The sequence below is a fragment of the Bacillus sp. AL-1R genome (genome assembly GCF_052180195.1).
GTDB lineage: Bacteria > Bacillota > Bacilli > Bacillales > Bacillaceae_G > Gottfriedia.
In genome coordinates this window covers 3981698-4003423 of the sequence record NZ_CP197469.1, presented here as the reverse complement: position 1 = coordinate 4003423, position 21726 = coordinate 3981698, and the positions used below count along the sequence as shown (strand labels likewise).

At 33.6% G+C, this 21726-nt stretch carries 18 protein-coding genes and 1 riboswitch; of the genes, 11 read left to right on the top strand and 7 right to left on the bottom strand.

Annotation, left to right across the window (positions count from 1 at the left end):
* Nucleotides 1-3: 3 nt before the first annotated feature.
* The 4 genes from ACSBO6_RS19135 to ACSBO6_RS19120 form a co-directional block, all read right to left on the bottom strand.
* Nucleotides 4-930 (bottom strand): ABC transporter ATP-binding protein, encoded by a 927-nt coding sequence (locus ACSBO6_RS19135; protein WP_098844617.1) that lies wholly within the window; start codon nucleotides 928-930, stop codon nucleotides 4-6.
* Nucleotides 911-1936: an ABC transporter ATP-binding protein gene (locus tag ACSBO6_RS19130; RefSeq protein ID WP_498843862.1), complete on the bottom strand. Its 1026-nt coding sequence runs from the start codon at nucleotides 1934-1936 to the stop codon at nucleotides 911-913. The genes ACSBO6_RS19135 and ACSBO6_RS19130 overlap by 20 nt, the downstream gene beginning before the upstream one ends.
* A gap of 563 nt (nucleotides 1937-2499) precedes the next feature.
* Entirely contained in the window at nucleotides 2500-2937 is a 438-nt protein-coding gene (locus ACSBO6_RS19125; RefSeq protein ID WP_498844687.1) for a Dps family protein, read from the bottom strand.
* 1054 nt (nucleotides 2938-3991) lie between these two features.
* On the bottom strand, nucleotides 3992-4147 hold the full coding sequence (locus ACSBO6_RS19120; protein ID WP_180232811.1) for a hypothetical protein: 156 nt from the start codon (nucleotides 4145-4147) through the stop codon (nucleotides 3992-3994).
* A gap of 453 nt (nucleotides 4148-4600) precedes the next feature.
* Between ACSBO6_RS19120 and ACSBO6_RS19115 the strand changes: the two genes are divergently transcribed.
* Together ACSBO6_RS19115 and ACSBO6_RS19110 are read left to right on the top strand one after the other, a co-directional pair.
* A complete protein-coding gene (locus ACSBO6_RS19115; RefSeq protein ID WP_498843861.1) occupies nucleotides 4601-5602 on the top strand; it encodes a WxLIP family cell surface protein in 1002 nt (333 codons plus the stop codon).
* 31 nt (nucleotides 5603-5633) lie between these two features.
* Nucleotides 5634-7706, top strand: a complete 2073-nt coding sequence (locus ACSBO6_RS19110) for a WxL domain-containing protein (RefSeq protein WP_498843860.1) — start codon at nucleotides 5634-5636, stop codon at nucleotides 7704-7706.
* A gap of 106 nt (nucleotides 7707-7812) precedes the next feature.
* Here ACSBO6_RS19110 and thiT read toward each other — a convergent pair whose 3' ends face one another.
* A complete protein-coding gene (thiT, locus tag ACSBO6_RS19105; protein ID WP_098844624.1) occupies nucleotides 7813-8394 on the bottom strand; it encodes an energy-coupled thiamine transporter ThiT in 582 nt (193 codons plus the stop codon).
* Nucleotides 8395-8617: 223 nt separating this feature from the next.
* Nucleotides 8618-8723, bottom strand: a riboswitch (TPP riboswitch).
* A 345-nt stretch (nucleotides 8724-9068) separates the two neighbouring features.
* Here thiT and ACSBO6_RS19100 point away from each other — a divergent pair.
* The 3 genes from ACSBO6_RS19100 to ACSBO6_RS19090 are packed head-to-tail and all read left to right on the top strand — an operon-like array spanning nucleotide 9069 to nucleotide 11012.
* A complete protein-coding gene (locus tag ACSBO6_RS19100; protein WP_098844627.1) occupies nucleotides 9069-9545 on the top strand; it encodes a low molecular weight protein-tyrosine-phosphatase in 477 nt (158 codons plus the stop codon).
* Nucleotides 9546-9558: 13 nt separating this feature from the next.
* Complete coding sequence (locus ACSBO6_RS19095) at nucleotides 9559-10113, top strand: hypothetical protein (RefSeq protein ID WP_098844630.1); 555 nt, start codon at nucleotides 9559-9561, stop codon at nucleotides 10111-10113.
* 17 nt (nucleotides 10114-10130) lie between these two features.
* Entirely contained in the window at nucleotides 10131-11012 is an 882-nt protein-coding gene (locus ACSBO6_RS19090; protein ID WP_286138246.1) for a YihY/virulence factor BrkB family protein, read from the top strand.
* Between the two features lie 306 nt (nucleotides 11013-11318).
* Here ACSBO6_RS19090 and ACSBO6_RS19085 read toward each other — a convergent pair whose 3' ends face one another.
* Complete coding sequence (locus ACSBO6_RS19085; protein ID WP_498843859.1) at nucleotides 11319-13238, bottom strand: heavy metal translocating P-type ATPase; 1920 nt, start codon at nucleotides 13236-13238, stop codon at nucleotides 11319-11321.
* A 421-nt stretch (nucleotides 13239-13659) separates the two neighbouring features.
* Here ACSBO6_RS19085 and ACSBO6_RS19080 point away from each other — a divergent pair, with 421 nt between their 5' ends.
* From ACSBO6_RS19080 to ACSBO6_RS19055, 6 genes are all read left to right on the top strand, one after another.
* Nucleotides 13660-14814 (top strand): C40 family peptidase, encoded by a 1155-nt coding sequence (locus ACSBO6_RS19080; RefSeq protein WP_498843858.1) that lies wholly within the window; start codon nucleotides 13660-13662, stop codon nucleotides 14812-14814.
* Between the two features lie 126 nt (nucleotides 14815-14940).
* Entirely contained in the window at nucleotides 14941-15885 is a 945-nt protein-coding gene (locus tag ACSBO6_RS19075; protein ID WP_098844639.1) for a DMT family transporter, read from the top strand.
* Nucleotides 15886-15997: 112 nt separating this feature from the next.
* Nucleotides 15998-16930, top strand: coding sequence for a carbohydrate ABC transporter permease (locus tag ACSBO6_RS19070; RefSeq protein ID WP_483295161.1), 933 nt, complete (start codon nucleotides 15998-16000; stop codon nucleotides 16928-16930).
* Nucleotides 16930-17760, top strand: coding sequence for a carbohydrate ABC transporter permease (locus ACSBO6_RS19065; RefSeq protein WP_098844642.1), 831 nt, complete (start codon nucleotides 16930-16932; stop codon nucleotides 17758-17760). Before ACSBO6_RS19070 ends, ACSBO6_RS19065 begins: the two co-directional genes overlap by 1 nt.
* A gap of 15 nt (nucleotides 17761-17775) precedes the next feature.
* Nucleotides 17776-19047 (top strand): ABC transporter substrate-binding protein, encoded by a 1272-nt coding sequence (locus ACSBO6_RS19060; protein WP_098844645.1) that lies wholly within the window; start codon nucleotides 17776-17778, stop codon nucleotides 19045-19047.
* Between the two features lie 210 nt (nucleotides 19048-19257).
* The gene (locus ACSBO6_RS19055; protein WP_498843857.1) at nucleotides 19258-20307 is read left to right on the top strand and encodes a LysM peptidoglycan-binding domain-containing protein; all 1050 of its coding nucleotides are present in this window, start codon (nucleotides 19258-19260) and stop codon (nucleotides 20305-20307) included.
* Nucleotides 20308-20443: 136 nt separating this feature from the next.
* On the opposite strand, the gene ACSBO6_RS19050 is transcribed toward ACSBO6_RS19055, so the two are convergent.
* Complete coding sequence (locus tag ACSBO6_RS19050; RefSeq protein ID WP_498843856.1) at nucleotides 20444-20854, bottom strand: VanZ family protein; 411 nt, start codon at nucleotides 20852-20854, stop codon at nucleotides 20444-20446.
* Nucleotides 20855-21726: the final 872 nt, after the last annotated feature.

Below are 21726 nucleotides of genomic sequence, written 5' to 3'. Positions count from 1 at the left end.
TTTCTAAGGTAATGCTACTCGATGAGTATCTGAGATTGGTTTTAAATCAAATGGTCGACCATTTGCATCAAAGTAAGAAGAAGCATTTTGTTGATATTCCTGTCTAACTGCTTGTCTTTCTTTAATTTTTTCTTCACGAACTTCTGGACGAATATCTGGTATTGCCGCAATTAATCGTTTCGTGTAGATATGTTGTGGGTTGTTTAAGATATCTTCAGTAGTGCCTTCCTCAACAAGTCTTCCTCTATACATAACACCAATTCGATCACATAAATGGCGAATAACACCTAAGTCATGACCGATAAATAAATAAGTTAGTTTGAATTCTTCTTGTAAATCTTGCAAGAAATTAAGTACTTGAGCTTGTACTGAAACATCCAAAGCAGAAACAGGCTCATCTGCAACAATTAACTTAGGTTGTAAAGTTAAAGCTCTAGCAATCCCAATTCGTTGACGTTGCCCACCAGAAAATTCATGTGGATACTTATATAGTGACTCTTTAGATAAACCAACTTTATCAAGGTAGTAAAGTACTCTTTCACGCTCTTCTTCAGCAGTTAAATTTTCAAAGTTTCTTAGCGGTTCTGCAATTAAATCAATAATACGCTTTTTAGGATTTAAAGAAGAGTATGGGTCTTGAAAGATCATTTGAATCTCTTGTCGAAATGCTCGCAATTGCTTTTTATTTAGTTTGATTAAGTCATTGTCTAAAAACTTAATACTCCCATTAGTAGCATGTGTTAATTGAAGAATAGCCTTACCTGCAGTAGATTTTCCGCTACCAGATTCGCCAATTAAACCATATGTTTCGCCTTCTTTTAGTTCAAATGAAATTCCATCAACAGCTCGAACATGATCTACGACTGTTCGGAAAATACCACCACGAATCGGATAATGTACTTTTAAGTTATCAACCTTTAATAGAGACATTTACAATCGGTGCTCCTTTCTCGTTCTTGAAATGGAAATGCTTATAACAAGAACAACGTACATAATGATTTGGTTTAACTTCGTGCAAGATAGGTTGATTTTCATGAGCATAATTTTGAATCCATGGAATACGGTGACTGAATCGGCAGCCACTTCTAGGTAGTTTGTCTAAAGGTGGCACTGTACCTTCAATAATATGAAGTCGTTGATTTTTTGAATGAGTAGTAGGAATAGAGTTTAATAGTGAGCGCGTATATGGGTGTAATGGATTATTTAGTATTTCTTCAACTGAACCAGTCTCAATGATTTGTCCAGCATACATAACAGCAACACGGTCCGCTACTTCAGCAACAACACTTAGGTCATGCGTAATTAAAATGATGCCTAGCTTCGTTTTCTTTTGAATTTCTTTTAATAAATCTAATATTTGAGCCTGGATCGTTACATCTAAAGCAGTAGTTGGCTCGTCTGCAATAATAAACGAAGGGTTACATGCAATGGCAATTGAAATCATAGCACGTTGTCTCATACCACCAGATAATTCGTGCGGGTACTGTTTATAAGTAACCTCTGGCTTTGGAATTCCAACTTGATCTAGTAGCTCTAGTGCACGCTCTTTTTTTTGTGTCCGTGAAAGATCAGTATGGAAATCTAAATTTTCTTCAATTTGCTTACCAATCGTCATTAATGGATTTAAAGCAGTCAGAGGTTCTTGGAAAATCATTCCGATTTCCTTCCCTCTAATTTTATTTAACTTACTATCATTTAGCGTTAATAAATTTGTACCTTTGTAAGAGATCGATCCATTCATTTTTGTACGATTATTTGAATGTAGTCCTAAAATCGATAGGGCTAATGCACTTTTACCGCAACCCGATTCACCCACAATTGCAAGAACTTCATTTTCATGGACAGTCAGTGATACATCATCCACAGCAGGGTAATATTGGTTGTTTATACGAAACGATGTCGTTAAATGTTCGATTTCCAAAAGAGGTTTTGACATTTCGTGTCTCCTTTCGAGATTTTATGCGCAGAATTATTTATATATTTTGAATTTTCATAAGTATAATATTATTACGCGAATGTTTCAATATGAAAACATTTACTGTAATATCTAGTCCTTTATGACTATAATTCATTCGGAATTCCGATTAACTAGTAAATTAATAGGAAAAAAATGTGATCGTGTTTCGGTGAAAAGGTTGATAGAGTAAATAAAATAAGGGAGAGTAAGAAAAATACAAAATGAAAACGTTTTCAAAACGATAGTTGAAGTTGATTATGAAATGTGTTTGAAAACGAAGGAGAAAAATAGGGGTTTTTGTCGGAAAATGGAATAATTTTGTGGAAAATATTATTTGGATGAGCAATTTGTAGTTTGAAATTCCTAGTTCAAATTGCCTGTTTTTCACATTGAAAATTAAGAAATAGATTAAAAAAAATAAGTATAATTCTACTAATCCTCATTTATAGATAAAGAGAAATGAAAAAAGCAGTGTAAACATAGAAGGATCATTAATCCTTTTATTTTACACTGCTTTTCTTAATTTAAGCTTAAGTTTAAATTCAATTTAAGTAAGCTGTTAACATCCAAACATGCTTTGTAAGCTGTTCACGAATGCCTAATAGTAAATCATGTGTAACTGAATCATTTTCAAACTCTGCAATTTCCATACCATCTTTTAATTCTTCAATTAAATAGTTAAAGTCCTTAGCAATGTCCTGTACCATTTCATCAGAAGTAATATTTTTATTGGCTTCTTTAAGACTTGAAGTATCAAGATACTCTCTCATTGTAGCTAGTGGTTTTCCACCAATTATTAACACTCGCTCTGCTAGCTCGTCAATATGTAAACTCGCTTCATTGTAAAATTCCTCAAATTTAGTGTGTAGAGTGAAAAAATTTGGACCTTTTACATACCAATGATAGTTATGTAACTTTACAAATAGAATATTCCAATCTGCTATTTGTTTGTTTAGCACATCAACAGTCGTTTTTGAGATGGACGATGTATCCATTAAAATCCCTCCTCTAAATGATGTAAAAGATTAAAAAACCATATAAACCATCTTAACTGATATTCAGTAAAAATAGTCATGGTAATATTTGATAGCTCAGACAACAATTAGTAAAATTAACGTTAAATTGTCAATAGCATTATATTGAAATAAAAAAACTACATTTTATTTGAGTGGGAGGATTAAAAAATGATTCTTTCTTACCCAAGAAAAGTTTGTAAGTTAACGGAAAGATGAAATGAAAATGCCTTCCTTAAAATGAATAACCCCATCTCTAAGATGGGGCAGAGTGTTGAAAAATGAGCTTGTCAACGCCAATTTTTGGCTGATTTCCACTAAAGCCTTCTATGAGTAAAGAACTTTCTAATCTTTGCTGGTTTCCTTCCTCAAGAACCTGTTATGAGGAAGTATCTTTCAAATTTTCGGCGGTTTCCTTCCTCATGAACCTGCTATGAGGAAGTATCTTTCAAATTTTCAGTGGTTTCCTTCCCCATGAAGCTGTTATGAGGAAGTATCTTTCAAATTTTCAGTGGTTTCCTTCCTCATGAACCTGTTATGAGGAAGGAACTTTCAAATTTTCGGCGGTTTTCTTCCTCATGAACCTGCTATGAGGAAGTATCTTTCAAATTTTCAGTGGTTTCCTTCCTCATGAACCTGTTATAAGGAAGTATCTTTCTATTTTTCAGTGGTTTCCTTCCCCGTGAACCTGTTATGAGGAAGTATCATTCAAATTTTCAGTGGTTTCCTTCCCCATGAACCTGTCATAAGGAAGTATCTTTCAAATTTTGGGAGGTTTCCTTCCTCATGAACCTGTTATGAGGAAGTATCTTTCAAATTTTCGGCGGTTTCCTTCCCCATGAACCTGTTATAAGGAAGTATCATTCAAATTTTCGGTGGTTTCCTTCCTCATGAACCTGTTATGAGGAAGTATCATTCAAATTTTCGCTCAAATATAAACTTAAACTTCTGTTGTTCAATATTGACAATGCTTTATTTCAACAGTAAAAGAATACCCCCATCACTAGGATGGGGGGGTATTCTATGAATGCTCATTTTCTTTAGGCAGAGAAAGTTTCGGATCTATTCTAAGTGCATCATCCTTATTTAAAGCTCTTTTCAATAACAAAAATAATGAACCAGTCATACCAAGAAGAATAATGACAAAAAAGAAAAAGATGAGTACATCATAGACCAATGATAAAACCCCCTTTTAAAATTTTTCTGTAATTATATATATGAATGAAGAAAAGGACAGATAACCAAAATTCACAAAGTGTTCAAAAATTAAATGCATATTTAAAGTGTGAATAAAATATTTTTATTATTTGGTGATTGAATGAACTAAAAGATAGCGATAACAGCATTCGTAACAGTTACACCTAAAATCTGGATTAGAACACGAAACAAAAAAATAGTTAAAACTCAAACTCATTACCGTTGACTTAGGTAAAAATAGTCGTTGAACGATCGAATAGTGTCATGTTACATTTTTCACATATTTAACTGTGAGAATTTGATGGGGGTTTCAAATATAGTAGGCAAATAGTTAAACTATTTGTGTATTGCAAATAAATCGAATAAAGATACTAAACAAAAGTAATCTAATTTGCATGAATTTTTTTAGTCAAGATCAAAAAAGGAGCTATCTATGAATGTACTAAAAAAAATGATTATTATTTTCTTTCTAATAAATATTAATAACTTTCATGCAAGTGCAGCTGAAATGAATTTTGCAGTATCGCCTGTTATGCCAACTAATCAAATTGATCAGAGCAAAACTTATTTTGATTTGAGAATGAAACCAGGACAAAAACAAATCTTAAATGTTCAAATTAAAAATGATACGAATAAAAATATAGTTGTTCAGACAAAAGCTAATTCAGCGACTACAAATAGTAATGGAATTACGGATTACAGTGTTTCAAATTCAAAAGTAGACGATACGTTAGAAATACCTTTCGCTACGATTGCTAAAGTAAAAAAAGAGACAAAAATTCCAGCAAAAAGTGAGTCAACAATAGAGATTACGATTGAGATGCCGAATCAGCAATTCGATGGTGTTATATTAGGTGGACTTCATTTTAGTGAGAAAGAAGACGAAGGAAAAGCAAAAAAAGAAGATGGAAGCGTTCAAATAAAAAATAAATATGCGTATGTTATTGGTGTTTTATTAAGAGAAACCGATAAAGTAGTCAAGCCAGATTTGAAATTAAATGAAGTGAAACCAGCACAAATCAATGCACGAAATGTAGTGACAGCAAATTTACAAAATATAAAGCCAGCTATGTTAAAAAATTTGAGCGTAGATGCGAAAGTATATACAGAACATGGTGAAAAAATCCTTCATGAAACAATGAAAGAAAATCTAAGAATGGCACCGAATTCAAATTTTGATTATGCAATAGATTGGGATGACCAAGCGATTGAGCCTGGTAATTACCGTATAGAAATAAACGTCTCAGATGGTGAGCAATCATGGAAATGGACAAGAATATATACCGTTAAGAGCAATTCAGCAGAAGAACTAAATACTTTAGATCTGAACAAGGATAGTAAAATGTGGTACGTAATCGGCGGTATTTTATTCCTTTTACTAGTCATTTTTACGTTTATCTTAATTAGACGTTTAAAGAATATAGAGAAACAGTAAAGAAAAATTAATTTTGAAATGGGGAAACAAAATGGTGAAAAAAAGAAAACGTCTTTTTAAAGCAATTGTTTTAGCTTCTATTTTTGTCATCATAATGAGTGTGACAAAGCCGAATGAACTTGGAGTTAAGGGATTACTTAAACCTACTACTACAGAAGCAGCAACCTTTCCAAACTTATTTCAAAACTCTACATTTAATTTTGATAGTCAAACAACTACTTTTCCAAATTGGACATTTGTGTCGTATTTAAATAGAGGCCAAGAACTAGGTCCTTATAGCCCTAATTTTGAAGGGCAAAGTGGAGGTTGGTATAAGGTGTTTGGTGAAGTTGATCCACAAAGTTATGTTAGACCTATTTCAGGTATTGGAGGGATTTTATTAAAAGTTTTCAACACTGTAGATTCTCAAGAGTTTGTAGGTATGAAGCAAACGATTAATACAATTCCAGGGCAAACTTATACCTTAAAGTTTTCTTTTAACCTTATTGAACATAAGTATACCAAACCTAGGTATAGCTGGTTATTAAGTGATACTCTTCCTTCGCCAGTAAATGAATGGAAAGACTACACAGATCCTGAGAATATAACGTATACTTTCACCGCTATTGGAACAACAGTAAATTTTAGAATTCTTTTTGAAGACGGTGGACATGAAGCTATTGATGGTAGTGGATATCAAATCTTTCAGGTTTTTCCTGTTTCAGTCACATTGATCGATGCTCAAGCACCAAAAATAACGGATGCTATTATTACCATACCAGAAGATTACACAGGTGGTACATCATGGACCAATAAAAACACGACAATTCACTTCACAGCAACTGATGATTATGGGGTTGATCCGACATCGTACGAGGTTTCTACAAATAATGGTGCTACATGGAATAAAGATGGATTAAGTAATGCAACCTCAACAGGCGTTGATTATACAGTTTCAACCCAAGGTACGACAAATATTCAAATTAGAGTAAAAGATGATTCTGGAAACCAAAGTAATCCGGAAACTGATCCTGGAGCTAAAATTACTGTCAAAATTGATAAAGAACCTCCTATTACTAACTATGCAAACGGGCAATTATATAATAGTAATACAGCAACAAATATTACATTTAGTGATGCGCTAAGCGGTATTGATACAGCAAAATTAAATGGGACTACCATTACTTCTGGTACGATCAATCCTGATGATGGTGAACATACATTAGTCATCACGGATCTAGCAGGTAATCAAACAATTCGACACTTTACAGTAGACAAAACGATTTTACCGCCAGTTATTAATTCCATTACAGATATAAGTACAAGTATAACGGGAACAGCAGAGGCAAGTAGTACAGTAAGGATCATTTTACCAGATCAATCAATTCTAACGACAATCACTGAAACAGATGGTTCGTATTCGGTATCTATACCGCCACGGACGTTGTATGAGGGAGATGTAGTGAGGGCAACTGCAACCGATATTGCAGGGAATACTAGTACAGAAACATTTGCTACCGTAACAGCAGAAACAAAAAATCCAGTTGATCCAACAAACCCAACAAATCCAGTCGAGCCAGTAAACCCAACTGATCCAAATAATCCTCATGAACCAGGAACAAAGAGTTCATTAAGTATTGATTATGTCTCAAATTTTAACTTTGGTGAACATGAAATTTCAGGTAGTAATGAAGTTTATACTGCTCAATTAGATCAAGTAAAACAAACTTCCGATGGTTCAGTCATTCAAGTACCAAATTTCATTCAAGTAACAGACCACCGAAGAGCAAAAACAGGGTGGAAATTATCCGTACAACAAAATGAACAATTTAAGAGTGGAAATAATGAGCTATCTGGTGCCGTATTAAAATTAACTGATCCTATTTTAAACTCAACGACTGACGAGCAGTATAAACCAGTAGCCAAAACAGTAACATTGGTTCCAGGTGGAGGTGCACAGGATGTAGCTTTTGCAGATGAGGGAAAGGGATTCGGAACATGGACGATTTCATATGGTCTGAATTCATCAAATGTTACTCTTTTCGTGCCAGGAGGGGCCTATAAAGAAGTAGGAGCTAAATATAAGACGACTTTAACGTGGACTTTAGCAGATACACCACTTTAAAATCATGAAATAATTTGAAGTAAAAGGAAAAGTTAACCCCCTATCAAGCTGAATAATTGATGGGGGATTCTGTTCCTTTTTAATTTATTTGTAAAGGTTTCTATACTTATGCTGCTTGATTACGGTTCTTTTTAACATGAACAAGAACTGGCGCAGAAGAAAGTAAAATGATTAATAGAACTGCACTAATAATAAATGAAGGAACCATGTACCAAGCATTATATACTAATGAATAAAGTGAAACTGGTGTACCTTTTGGTGCGTATGAACCGTAGAAAACGATCCCAGCAATAAAGTGGCAGATGAATCGAGCAAGTGAGCCGATAAAAGTTCCTAAAATTATATAGGCTGCTGCTCTTTTTTTATTGCCATTTGTTAAGCTATTTTTTATTTGTTTATAAACAAGACCAGCTAATCCGAGACTTGTAAATGCGACAATATAGTCTAAAAATACTTGAATTGGATGAACGAAATATAGCTTTGTAACGATTTGTAGTGCTGCTAATAATAGACCAGTAATTAATCCTTCTTTAAATCCCCAACGAAAAGCAATTAGAAAAACTGGAATCATTGATAATGATACAGAGCCACCTTGAGGTGCAGTAAACAATGGTAAGAAATCAAAAACGATTGCTAGTGCTGCACACATTGCTATTTCCGCCATTAATTGAATCTTTGATGTCTTCATCTCTATTTCCCCCTTTATCTAGTGGACAACCTATGTAGTGAAACACTTTGAAAATAATGAAGTTAGCGACTAGTCGCATACATTTGTCATGCCTAGTTCGTGCGCCTTGCCCTTTGTGGAATCGAGGTATGAGGCGTGCCACTTCCACATTTCAAATTTAGGGAGATTTTAGTAGGAATAAATAAAAAAAGCAATACTGGGTAGCATGATGATCCCGGCATTGCTTTTCATCGTGCCACATCCCTACGTTAGTACTAACTAACAGGTTCAGAGGGTAAGAATAGCTTAATCTATTCACTCTCAGCCAAATGGCTCCCCTTGTGGTTTAACTTACATTTAGTTGTCTTTACTAAATATAGTCAAGGTCATTTAAAAATACAATTAATTTATCTGTAAAAATTAAAAATGTTGATCAAATTTAATGGAATTTGTGAAAGTATCGGTTCATACCTTACAAAGTTTTTTTTAGATAATCAATGAAATTATTTTAAAAAAATGAGTGTAATCATAGCTATTCTGTAAAAAATAAGCATGATAACTCTTATCTTATTTATACTAGCCATAAATTATTCACAATGGCTTGCTTTTCATTTTAAAATATACCGTGTAGAATAATACAAAAGAAACAGCTAAATTTTGGCATAAAGTGTAAATAATTTGAAGGAGACATTGAGATGATTCAAGTATTATTTGTCTGTTTAGGTAACATTTGTCGATCGCCAATGGCTGAGGCTGTTTTTCGTCATTTAGTGACAGAAAAAGGGTTAGATAAACAATTTATGATAGACTCAGCTGGTACTGGAGATTGGCATATTGGCCATCCTCCGCATAAGGGAACACAAGGTTTATTAAGTGAAAAAGGTATAAACTTCGAAGGTATGAAAGCTCGAAAAGTGACAGAAAATGACTTTAAATATTTTAGTTATATTGTCGCTATGGATGCACAGAATAAAGAGGATTTAATGAATTTAGCAAGAAATAATTGTATAGGAGAGATTTCACTACTTTCAGATTATGTTCCAGCATCAATGTGGAAGGAAGTGCCTGATCCATATTATACGGGTAATTTTAATGAAGTATATGAGATCATTACAGAAGGATGCACTCATTTACTTCAGCATATTTTAAAGCAACACCAATTAACAGTTTAGAGGAGGATGTAGAATGTCAAAACGTAACAAAGCTTTACGCAATATTCTAGTCGGAGTCGCAATTGGTGCAGGGGTTACTCTACTTAACAAAGAAAATCGTGAGAAAATCTCACGTAAAGGAAGAAGCGTAACAAACAAATTAAATCAAATTAAAGAAGATCCAGAAATCGTAAAAGGTGCTGTTCGAAATCAGTTGAGAGTAGTACAAAACTCAGTTGAGAAATTAGAAGGCAATGTACAAATTGTAAAAGATAAATGGATCGAAATTAAAGATTCAACACTAAACAAGTTTGATAAAGGCTCTTCTAAAGTAACAGAAAAAGCAGTTGAAGCAGTAGAAGAGAAAATTGAAGATTCAATTGACCTAGAAGAGGGTAAATCGCAAATTTCAGCGACTTCATTAGAAGTAAATCATGAAAATGAAACTTCTCAACATGAAACTTCTGAAACTGACGAGCAGTTAGAAGCTACTCTTGAAGGTATTGAAGAATTAACTGAAGAAAATGCAGATGAAGTACAAGAGAAAGTAGAATCAATTTTATTGGCAGGTAATACATCTAAAGAATAACAATTGAAGGTGTCAATTTGATTAAGAAAAAGAATTCTATTGTAGCATTTGTTTGGGATTTAGTGAAAAAATGTATGGAAGACGAAATAGTATCTCGTTCAGCGGAGCTAGCATATTACTTGATGCTATCTCTTTTTCCATTTCTACTTGTTTTAACGCAAGTCGTAACTTATTTACCGCTATCTACTGAGCAAATATTGTCATTTTTGAGTCAATATGCTCCGCCAGATGCAATGGCGATTATTCGAAGTAATTTACAGTTAATAATCGGACAATCACATGGTGGCGTTTTATCAGTCGGGTTAATCGCGACGATTTGGGCTGCATCCAATGGGATTAATGCAATTATCCGAGCGCTTAATGATGCGTATGATGTTGAGGATAAACGAAATTACTTTGTTGCAAGAGGTGTTTCAATCCTTTTAACCATTATTATGATTTTTGTGATCGTGTTTGCATTGTTAATACCAGTGTTTGGTAAAGTAATTGCGAAGTCTGTATTTGAATTTTTAGACATATCTAATGATTTCTTGGCCACTTGGAGCATCATTCGTTGGTCACTAAGCTTTGTGATCTTAATGGTTGTATTTACTGTTTTATATTCAATTGGACCGAGTAAAGTAGTTCACATTAAAAAAGTATTCTTTGGTTCTCTATTTGCAACATTTGGATGGATTATTTCTTCATTTGGATTTGCTTTTTACGTAGATAATTTTGGTAATTACACAATTCATTATGGTAGTTTAGGTGGAATTATTATCTTGATGATTTGGTTTTTTATTTCGGCAATGGTTGTGATTATTGGTGGGGAGCTTAATGCATTAATAAAGCAAAGACAATATGGTAAGCACAAACCTAAACCAAAATTAATTGACCCAAATAATCCAAATCCAAAATAATTTCTTCTATTGTATAATGGAGTTTTCTTCCATGAGTAGTCTTATTTTAGAGAGGTAAACTAAAATAGACTTCAAAAAGGGAGGAAATTTGAAATGAGTAATAATAAGAAAAATCATAATGATAAATCGAATAAGAAACAAAAAAGCAGCTCTCATCCAAAGAACAAAACTAGTGGTTCGGCAAACGGTCATAATGATTATCATTAAGTTTAGACTGACTAGAATAATTGCTTTTCCTGCTAAAAAGCTCATTATTAGTTAGTTTAAAAAAGAAAGCATCGTACAATTTTGTACGATGCTTTTTTTTTAATCTCTTAATAATCTTAATGAGTTAAGAATAACTAAAATTGTACTTCCTTCGTGACCGATAACACCATAAGGTAAATCAATGATTTGTAGGAAATTTGAACAGATCAGAAATGCAATTATGCTAAGTGAAAAGATAATATTTTGTTTTACGATTTTGTTCATGCGTTTAGATAAAGTGATTGCTTTTGAAATTTTCGTTAAGTCGTTTTTCATTAAAACGACATCTGCCGTTTCTAAAGCAACTCCAGTTCCGCCACCCATTGCAATACCTACATTTGCAGTTGCTAGAGCAGGGGCATCGTTTATACCATCACCAACCATTGCAACTTGACCATAGTTGTCTTTTAACTTTTTAACAATCGAAACTTTTTCATCCGGTAAGCATGATGCAAAGTATTCATTGATTTCACTTTCGGCAGCAATTGCTTTTGCCGTTTGTTCTGAGTCACCTGTAATCATGACCGTTTGAACACCTAATTTATTTAAAGTTGATAAGGCTTGCTTTGATTCGTTACGAACTAAATCTTTTAATGAGAAAATCGCAACGACTTGATCTTGAGTACCTACATAAACTATTGTTTTTCCTTCTTGTTCCCATTGTTGTTCAAAATGAATGAGCGGATTTTGTTTCATCGTTACGAATTCTTTTTTACCTACTCTGTACTCAGTACCATTTAAAATCGCTGATACACCGAAACCAGGATGATCATCAATTTGTTCAAATGACGAAGATACTGTGATTCCTTGTTTCGTTGCGTACTCAACAATCGCTGCAGCTAGCGGATGAGTTGAGTATTTTTCAATTGAAGCAACGATCGATAATAACGCTGTACGATCAAAATCTTCTACTTTTTCAAAACCAGTTACCTCTGGCTTACCAATTGTTAAAGTACCAGTTTTATCGAATGCGATTGCTTTTAATACGCCTAATCGTTCTAAATGAATACCACCTTTAACAAGAATTCCTGACTTTGCTCCATTTGAGATAGCAGATAAAACAGCTGGTGTAATCGATGCGACTAATGCACAAGGTGATGCAACAACTAGTAAAATCATTGCTCGATAAAATGTTGTTGTCCAAGACCAATCTAATGCAAAATGCGGTAAAAACATCATCAATAATACGGCAATTAAAACGCCTTTAACATAAACGCCTTCAAATTTTTCAATAAATTGCTGAGAAGGAGTTTGTTCACTTTGAGCTGTTTGAACAAGATTAATGATTTTTTGGAAAAGAGTCTCATCACTATGTTTCGTAATTTCAACTACTAGTGTTCCTTTAATGTTGATTGTTCCAGCAAATACTTCATCATTTAAGTTTTTAACAACTGGAATTGATTCACCTGTAAGAGCAGCTTCATCTACTAATGTTTCACCTTTAACGATTTGACCGTCAGCAGGAATTCGCTCTCCAGCTTTAATTAAAATATAATCCCCAATATTTAAACTTTTAATGCCAACAACTTCTTCAACATCATCGACCAATCGAATGGCAGTTTGTGGCTGAAGAGATAAAAGTGAAGAGATCTCTTTATTTGTTTTATTTAACGTATAAGTTTCAAGTGCACCACTTAAAGCAAATATGAAAATCAGTACCGCACCTTCAGTCCAATATCCAATTGCAGCCGAACCAACTGCCGCAATAATCATCAGCATTTCAACATTTAGTTCTTTTTCTGCAATCGTATCTTCAATACCTTCCTTTGCCTTTGCATATCCCCCAATACAAAATGCTAAAACATATAAAATAATCGACATGATTGAACTATCGTTTTTAACGAATGAAGCAATTAGAATTAATACACCCGAAACTAAAGCGGCAATTAATTCTCCATGTTTTGAAAGAAATGATGTAGATTCCACATGGTCAGCTTCATATGTAGCATGAATCGTAGTAACCTTTGGACTTGCTTCCATAATAAATACCCCTTTCTTATTTTCAATTGAGAAAAATAATCAAATTCACTATCCTTATAAAACACGAAAGCTGCCGTCCTTGGACAGCAGCGTACAGATTATAATACTTACTATTTATTTAATCACTATTTATTTAATCTCTATTTATTTAATCTCTTAGTTGTAGAGTTTCTTATTTAAAATAATTCTTATTAAATATATATTACCACATTACTTTAAATGTGATGAAAAAATTTGCTTGTTAATTAAAAAAATTTTAATGAATGTGTTTGAGTTGTGAAAATGATGGTTAGTGGGGGGGAGACAGGACCAAAATTTTAAAATTTTTGACATTCATTAAAGAATTTTAAGCTACCAACCGATATTTATACAGTGAGCACAAAGTATATCAAATAAATAAAATAAAAGGCTGGTAGTGATTTTGAAAAAAAAATTAATACAATCAATTGCAATCATAGGATCTGTATCATGCATTAATTCTATTGATCTATTAGAAGCAGATGCAGAAAGTACAAACACAAATCAACCTAAAGTATTGATGCCATCCGCAGACAACTATATTTCAAGTGGGAACGGAGTACGTATTCGTTCAGGGGCAGGAACGGATAATCCGATTTTAGGAAGTGTATATAAGAACGAAAAATTAGATGTTATATCTTCTGAAAATGGTTGGTATAAGGTTAATTATAAGGGAAGAATTGGATATATCGTTGGTACTTACGTAAAGAAACAAAATAGTTATGTTGAAAATGAAAAAATAAAAAGCAATACCTCTCATTACATTTCAACAGGGAATGGGGTAAGAATTCGATCTGGAGCAGGAACGAATTATCGTATTTTAGGAAGTGTATATAAGAACGATAAATTAGATGTTCTATCTTCCTTAAATGGTTGGTACAAAGTTAATTATCAAGGAAGAGTTGGCTATATAAGTGGCACTTATGTTCAGAAACAAAAGAAAATTGAAGATGAAAAACCAGTATACAATACGAGTAAATATACTGTAACTGGGACCGTAGTAAATATTCGCTCAGGTGCGGGAACGAATTACAATATAATAGGTAGTGCGACAAAAAATCAGAAGGTAGATGTTATTTCAACTTCAAATGGTTGGCACAAGTTTGTCTATCAAGGAAAAACTGCTTATATAAGTGCTGGATATACTGAAAAAGAAAAAGTTCAATCAAATAGTTCCTCTAGTAATGAGCAAGATATGCTTTCATTTGCAAAACGATTTTTAGGAGTTCCTTATAAGTGGGCAGGAGTTTCTCCTTCGGGGTTTGATTGTAGTGGCTTTATTTATTATGTCCTGAAAGAAAATGGTAAGCCATATGGAAGAACGAATGTATCAGGTTATTGGCATAATAATACTTTATTCCAAAAAGTAACAACTTCACAGCCCGGTGATTTGATATTTTTTCAAAATACATACACATATGGACCATCTCACATAGGAATCATGTTAAATGAAAATGAATTTATTCAGGCTAGTAGTAGTAGAGGCGTTACGATTTCGAATATAAATGAATCATATTGGAAAAAGCACTTTTTAGGATATAAGCGAATCATATCATAAAAAGACTCTAAGGCATTGTCTTTAACTTTAGGCACTTTATTTGAATCAAACCGATAGTAGGAATGTCCTATAGATGATAGAATAAACTGTATTCTATAGAGAGAAAAAGGCTTATGGGGGGAAACAATGTCTGCTAAGAGATTTTTTACACATCCTTTGGGAGTGATTGCATCAGCGGTTATTACAACTTTTTTATGGGGAAGCGCATTTCCGTTTATTAAGCTAAGTTATGAGCATTTGCATATTGAGAAGAATGAGATTTGGAAACAAATGATTTTTGCGGGTTATCGTTTCTTTTTGGCCTCATTATTAATTTTACTATTTTTTACGATCATTGGTAGAAAGTTAACCTTTAAGCGAGATACTTTTTTTGTAGTAGGAAAAGTAGGTTTGTTTCAAACGTTTTTACAATATGTGTTGTTTTATATTGGATTGAGCTTTACGACTGGAGTTCAAGGTTCGATCATTGCTGGAACTACTTCGTTTTTTCAACTGTTAGCAGCGCATTTTATGTATAAAAATGATCGTTTAAACTTACGTAAGATTCTTGGTGTAACGGTAGGGTTTGCGGGTGTCATTATCGTGAATATGACAAAGGGCACGCTTTCTTTACATTTAGGAATTGGCGAGATTTTATTATTGTTTGCAATGGCGTTTGGTGGCTATGGTAATGTACTTGCTAAGGAAGCTGCAAAGAAAGTGGATGTTGCCTATTTAACAGCCTATCAAATGATGATCGGTTCGATTGGATTGTTATGTATTGGTGGTTTAACAGCAGGATTTTTACCGTTCCACTTTGATTTAAAAACGTTTGGCATGTTAGTTTATTTATCGTTACTTTCATCTGTCGGTTTCATCCTTTGGAACAATGTCATGAAATATAATCAAGTTGGAAAAGTATCAATGTACTTATTCTTAGTTCCTGTTTTTGGTGTGATTTTATCATCAATCATGTTGAATGAAGTATTATCTTATCTTGTTTTTATTGGTTTAATGATGGTTACATCAGGTATTATCATTGTGAATTATCAAAAGGATCAACGTAGCACTCATATGAAGAGTGCGTCTTGACTCAAATAAAGTATAAAAGCAACTCTACTTTTTCATAATAAGGTGGAGTTGCTTTTTTTTGTGTAGATCGTTTATGAAGGGAGGTACATAGTTGTCGAAGTTTGATAAAGAGGTGAATAAAGAAGTTGAAACAGTTGTAGATGATGCTACTGACTTTAAAGTCTCCTTTCGAAAGAAACGTAGAAATAGTGGAAGTTTTATCGTATTTGTCGGTCCAGCCTTTCTAGTTTTTGCAGCTTTAGTACTTATTCCATTTTTAATGGGTCTGTATTATTCCTTTACAAACTGGAATGGGGTAGTTGGCAATATCCAGTATGTCGGTTTTGATAATTATAAGTACATATTTACGCAAGATGCAGATTTTAAACGGTCTTTTATCATTACGACAAAGTATACGTTTTTCGCAGTAATCTTAACGAATTTGATTGGTTTTGGTTTAGCTTTACTAGTGACAAAGGGGCTAAAAACAAGAAATATTCTTAGGACGATTTTCTTTTTACCAAACTTAATAGGTGGATTATTACTCGGGTTTATTTGGCAATTTATTTTTAATAAAGGTCTCACTTCATTAGGAGCAGCGTTAGGAATTGATTCTCTCATGCAGTCATTGCTAGGTACTGCAAATGGAGCGTTTTGGGCAATTATTATTGTAGCGATCTGGCAAGGTGCAGGTTATATCATGATTATTTATGTAGCCGCACTCCAAGGCGTACCGCAAGAATTGATTGAAGCAGCTCAAGTTGACGGCGCAGATCGTTTTACAACTTTAAGGAAAATTATCATTCCAATGGTAGCACCAGCTGTAACTGTCTGTTTATTTTTAACAATCTCATGGTCCTTTAAAGTATTTGACCAAAATTTATCACTAACTGGTGGTGGACCATTTAAATCGACAGAAATGCTTGCGTTAAACATTTATACAGAAGCATTTGTAAACAACCGATATGGTTTAGGGGAAGCAAAAGCAATTGTCTTCTTCGTCGTTGTCGCAGCTATTTCAATTCTCCAAGTTTATATTACGAAGAAAAGGGAGGTTGAAGCATAGTGGAAAACGAACGCTATACCGGACTGACGTTTTTGCTTGAGCTATTTGGAATCATATTAGCGATATTTTTCCTGGTGCCTTTTTACTATGTATTAGGAAACTCGTTTAAATCCTTTGCAGATATTTTGCAAAATACATCAACGCTACCAAAAACTTTCGATTTTACAAACTACTCACAAGCAATTGTCATTATGGATTTCTGGAGAGCTCTTTTGAATTCTTTAATCATAGCAGTTGCGAGTAATGCCATTATCGTTTTATTTTGCTCAATGGCAGCTTATAAACTAGTTCGCACAAAGCATAAAATTTCAACGATCATTTTCTTTATTTTTGTCGCAACAATGGTAATCCCTTTTCAATCAATAATGATTCCACTTGTTAAAGTCGGAAGTACACTTCATTTAATGAATAGTCATTATGGACTTGTTGTGATGTATTTAGCGTTTGGTTCAGCACTTTCGATTTTTCTCTATCACGGTTTTATTAAAGGGATTCCAATTGAGCTTGAAGAAGCAGCGATTATTGATGGATGTTCACCATTTATGGTTTTTTGGAAAGTAGTGTTCCCTTTACTAAAACCGATTACCGTCACAATAGTTATTTTAAATACGTTATGGATTTGGAATGATTTCTTGTTACCATCTCTCGTTTTGCGTGATCAAGAGCTACGCACAATACCACTGGCTACTTTTTATTTTTTCGGCGCTTATACGAAACAATGGAATTTAGCACTTGCCGGATTAGTTTTAGGCATTACGCCATTATTGATCTTTTTCTTTGCTGCCCAAAAGCAAATTATCCGAGGTATTACAAGTGGCTCAATAAAGTAAGTTAAGGAGGATCATATGAATAAAAAATTAGTTAAATCGATTGCCGTTTTATCAACTAGTATGTTGTTGTTTACTGGATGTAATAATAAAAAAGAAGAAACAAAAAAGCCTGGTGCAGGTGAAAAAATTACATTAAATATTTTTCAGTTTAAAGCAGAGATTGCAAAAGATTTAGAGGCTTTAACAAAGGAATATGAAAAGGAAAATAAAAACGTAACGGTAAAGGTTCAAACAGTAGGTGGAGGTGCAGATTATGGGGCAGCATTGAAAGCTCAATTTGCATCAGGAAATGAACCGGATATATTCAATAATGGTGGATATCAAGAAGCTGTTACTTGGAAGGATAAACTCGAGGACCTGTCAGATCAAGATTGGGTGAAGGATTTATATCCAGAAACCGAAAAACCGATGACAGTTGATGGAAAATTACTCGGAATGCCTATGAACACAGAAGGCTATGGATTCATTTACAATAAAGACTTATTTGATAAAGCTGGTATTACACAATTACCAAAAACATTAACTGAATTAGAAGCAGCGGCAAAAAAATTAAAAGCCGCTGGTATTACGCCGTTTTCAGTTGGCTATGGTGAGTGGTGGATTTTAGGAATACATTTATTAAATATTCCATTCGCACAACAACCAGACCCAGATCAATTTATCGCCGATTTAAATGCAGGCAAAGCAAAAATCCCTGATAATGATAAATTTAAGGACTTTATCAAATTATTTGATTTAACGATTAAATATGGAAATAAAAATCCATTAACAACGGATTATAATACACAAGTTACTAATTTTGCATCTGGAAAAACAGCTATGATGCAACAAGGAAACTGGACACAAGGTATGATTGATGGCATTACGCCAAATATGAATCTTGGTCTTTTACCAATTCCGATTAATGATGATAAAGAAGCAATGGACAAAATCCCGGTCGGCGTACCAAATAACTGGGTAGTAAACAAAAATTCAAAAAACAAAGAAGAAGCGAAGAAGTTCTTAAATTGGATGGTTTCTTCTGATACAGGTAAAAAATATATCGTAGAAAAGTTTAAATTCATTCCAGCAGTTAAAACAATCGAAGGAAAAGGCTTAGGTCCGATTGCTGATGATATTCAAAAATACTCAGCAGACGGAAAAGTACTTTCTTGGAACTGGTTTAAATATCCAAACGGTGCAACAAATGAATTTGGTGCTTCAATGCAAGCATATGTTGGCGGACAAAAAAATCCACAACAATTACTACAATCGCTTCAGGATACATGGGATAAGTTAAAGAAATAGTATATAGGAAAGACAAGCTTTATTTCGAAATAATGTTTCGAATTGGTTTGTCTTTTTTAATGCGGATTTTGTTGGTGATTTAACGATTGGAAGATTTTATAGGATGAATCAAATTAATTATCGTGATATAGTAATTATCGTTGTGGAAATAAATGAAATTCCTGAATTAACCTAGATCAATAGATTAATAGTAAGGGAGAGTAATCAACTATGAAAAAATCGATTAAAAATGTGATCTTATCAACCGCGATTGTCTTTTCTTTAGGAACAACAGTAGTCGGATCAGCTGATGCTGCTTCTGTTGTTTATAAAGTTAAAAAAGGGGACACGCTTTATAAAATTTCTAAAAAATATAAAACAACTGTTACAGAGCTTAAAAAGCAAAATAAACTAAAATCGAACTCAATTCGAATTGGACAAAAAATAACGATTCCTACGAAAACAAAAGTTGCTCCAAAGAAACCAACAACACAGACGAATAGTCCTGTGAAACTCCCAGCAAGTGAATCAGTGAAAAAGATGGCACTAGAAATCACTTCATGGTATGAAACAGCGTCATCTGAAGCTGATGCATTCGGTGCAACAAGTGGTAACTTCGATGGTGCTGGTCTATCTTTTGGTGCGCTTCAAGAAAACTTTGGAACAGAAACTTTACAACCAATTATGAAAAATATGTTCAAAAATCATAATGATGTCGTCCTAAAAGCTTTCAATGGAGATATGAATTCATATAATACATTCAAAGATGTAGTGATGAACAAAACAACAAAAGAACAAGTAGCTTGGGGAGATTCAATCAGTGACCCTAATAATAAATACAAAGTTGTAGAGCCTTGGAAGACTTACTTTAAAAATCTAGGGACAAGCAAAGAATGTATTGATGAACAAATTAATGCGTCAAAATGGTACTTCGATCAAGCAGAAAAGTATTACAAAACATTCGGATTATGGTCAAAAAGAGGATATGCACTAATGTTCGATATCTTTGTTCAAAGTGGTGCAATCTCAGATAAAACGAAAAATTTAATTTTAGAAGACTTTAAAAAAATTGATACAAAAAACATGACAAAAGAACAAATCGAAACGAAGAAAATGAATATGATCGTTAATCGTCGAGCTGCAGATGTAAATGAACAATGGAGAGAAACATGGAAATCTAGAAAATCAGTCATCGCAAACGGCAGCGGAACTGTTGTTGGTTATGGAGATTTCTTTGATGTAACTCCGTATGGTGCGACGTTAACACATGTTAATAAGTAAGTTATTTGATGAGGGAGTCCGAATTTGGGCTTCCTTTTTTTGTGGAATTTTTAATGAGTGAGGCAATCAATAATACAAAAAAACTGTATCCGATAAAGGACACAGCCGTAGTTATTGATGGATTATATGTTGTTTTTTAGTTGCTCCTAAGGAAGTATATAAACCTTTTGCCCATGTATATCCTATACCCAATGTAAGTCCCTAGAGTATTTAATATAACATCATCTATATCTGACCATCTAAAAGACATCATATATTGGACAACTTCTATACTTACCGATAAAAACAGGCCAACTAATATAACCATTTTTGTTCGCTTAATGGAAGTCAAAATAAATCCAAATGGCACAAAAAGAAGGATATTACCAATAACATTAACGATGAATTGCTTAAGACCAAACCCATTAAATAGTTGGATGAAAGGGATTAAATTTAATCCACCCTCGGATACGCCTATGCCTAAAGAAGCGACCGGAAAAAAAGTAAACCTAAAAATAAACAGAAGTGAAAAAATTAACAGTAAAATTTTGATGAAAATCGGCTTCAAAATAAATCTCCCAAAAATATGTATTAATTCATTTATTATACATTAATCATTTTGTATTTCCTCAACAAACCTTTCATTAAATGATGATCGATTCGTCGCACACTTAGATATGCCTGTCTAATTTTAGGAGGAAGAGTTTTGAAAAATGAGCCTGTCAACTACGCCAATTTTTGATTGATTTCCCCTAAAACCTGTCATGAGTAAGAAACTTTCTAATTTTTGGCTCGTTTACTTCCTCATGAACCTGTTATGAGGAAGTACCAATCTATTTTTGGTTGGTATACTTCCACATGAACCAGTTATGAGGAAGTATCTTTCAATTTTTGGCAGGTATACTTCCACATGAACCTGTTATGAGGAAGTATCTTTCAATTTTTGGTTGGTATACTTCCACATGAACCAGTTATGAGGAAGTATCTTTCAATTTTTCACAGGTATACTTCCACATGAACCAGTTATGAGGAAGTATCTTTCAATTTTTGGTTGGTATACTTCCACATGAACCAGTTATGAGGAAGTATCTTTCAATTTTTCACAGGTGTACTTCCACATGAACCAGTTATGAGGAAGTTTCTTTCAATTTTTGGCAGGTATACTTCCACATGAACCTGTTATGAGGAAGTATCTTTCAATTTTTGGCAGGTATACTTCCACATGAACCAGTTATGAGGAAGTACCTTTCAATTTTTGGTTGGTATACTTCCTCATGAACTAGTTATGAGGAAGTACCTTTCAATTTTTGGCAGGTATACTTCCGCATGAACCAGTTATGAGGAAGTACCTTTCTATTTTTGGCAGGTATACTTCCTCATGAACCTGTTAAGAGGAAGTATCTTTCTATTTTTCACAGGTGTACTTCCTCATGAACCTGT

Bases quoted from the DNA above. Each gene is read 5' to 3' on its own strand.
- ACSBO6_RS19135 (WP_098844617.1), bottom strand. From the start codon at position 930: ATGTCTCTATTAAAGGTTGATAACTTAAAAGTACATTATCCGATTCGT.
- ACSBO6_RS19130 (WP_498843862.1), bottom strand. From the start codon at position 1,936: ATGTCAAAACCTCTTTTGGAAATCGAACATTTAACGACATCGTTTCGT.
- ACSBO6_RS19115 (WP_498843861.1), top strand. From the start codon at position 4,601: ATGAATGTACTAAAAAAAATGATTATTATTTTCTTTCTAATAAATATT.
- ACSBO6_RS19110 (WP_498843860.1), top strand. From the start codon at position 5,634: ATGGTGAAAAAAAGAAAACGTCTTTTTAAAGCAATTGTTTTAGCTTCT.
- thiT (WP_098844624.1), bottom strand. From the start codon at position 8,394: ATGAAGACATCAAAGATTCAATTAATGGCGGAAATAGCAATGTGTGCA.
- ACSBO6_RS19100 (WP_098844627.1), top strand. From the start codon at position 9,069: ATGATTCAAGTATTATTTGTCTGTTTAGGTAACATTTGTCGATCGCCA.
- ACSBO6_RS19095 (WP_098844630.1), top strand. From the start codon at position 9,559: ATGTCAAAACGTAACAAAGCTTTACGCAATATTCTAGTCGGAGTCGCA.
- ACSBO6_RS19085 (WP_498843859.1), bottom strand. From the start codon at position 13,238: ATGGAAGCAAGTCCAAAGGTTACTACGATTCATGCTACATATGAAGCT.
- ACSBO6_RS19075 (WP_098844639.1), top strand. From the start codon at position 14,941: ATGTCTGCTAAGAGATTTTTTACACATCCTTTGGGAGTGATTGCATCA.
- ACSBO6_RS19060 (WP_098844645.1), top strand. From the start codon at position 17,776: ATGAATAAAAAATTAGTTAAATCGATTGCCGTTTTATCAACTAGTATG.
- ACSBO6_RS19055 (WP_498843857.1), top strand. From the start codon at position 19,258: ATGAAAAAATCGATTAAAAATGTGATCTTATCAACCGCGATTGTCTTT.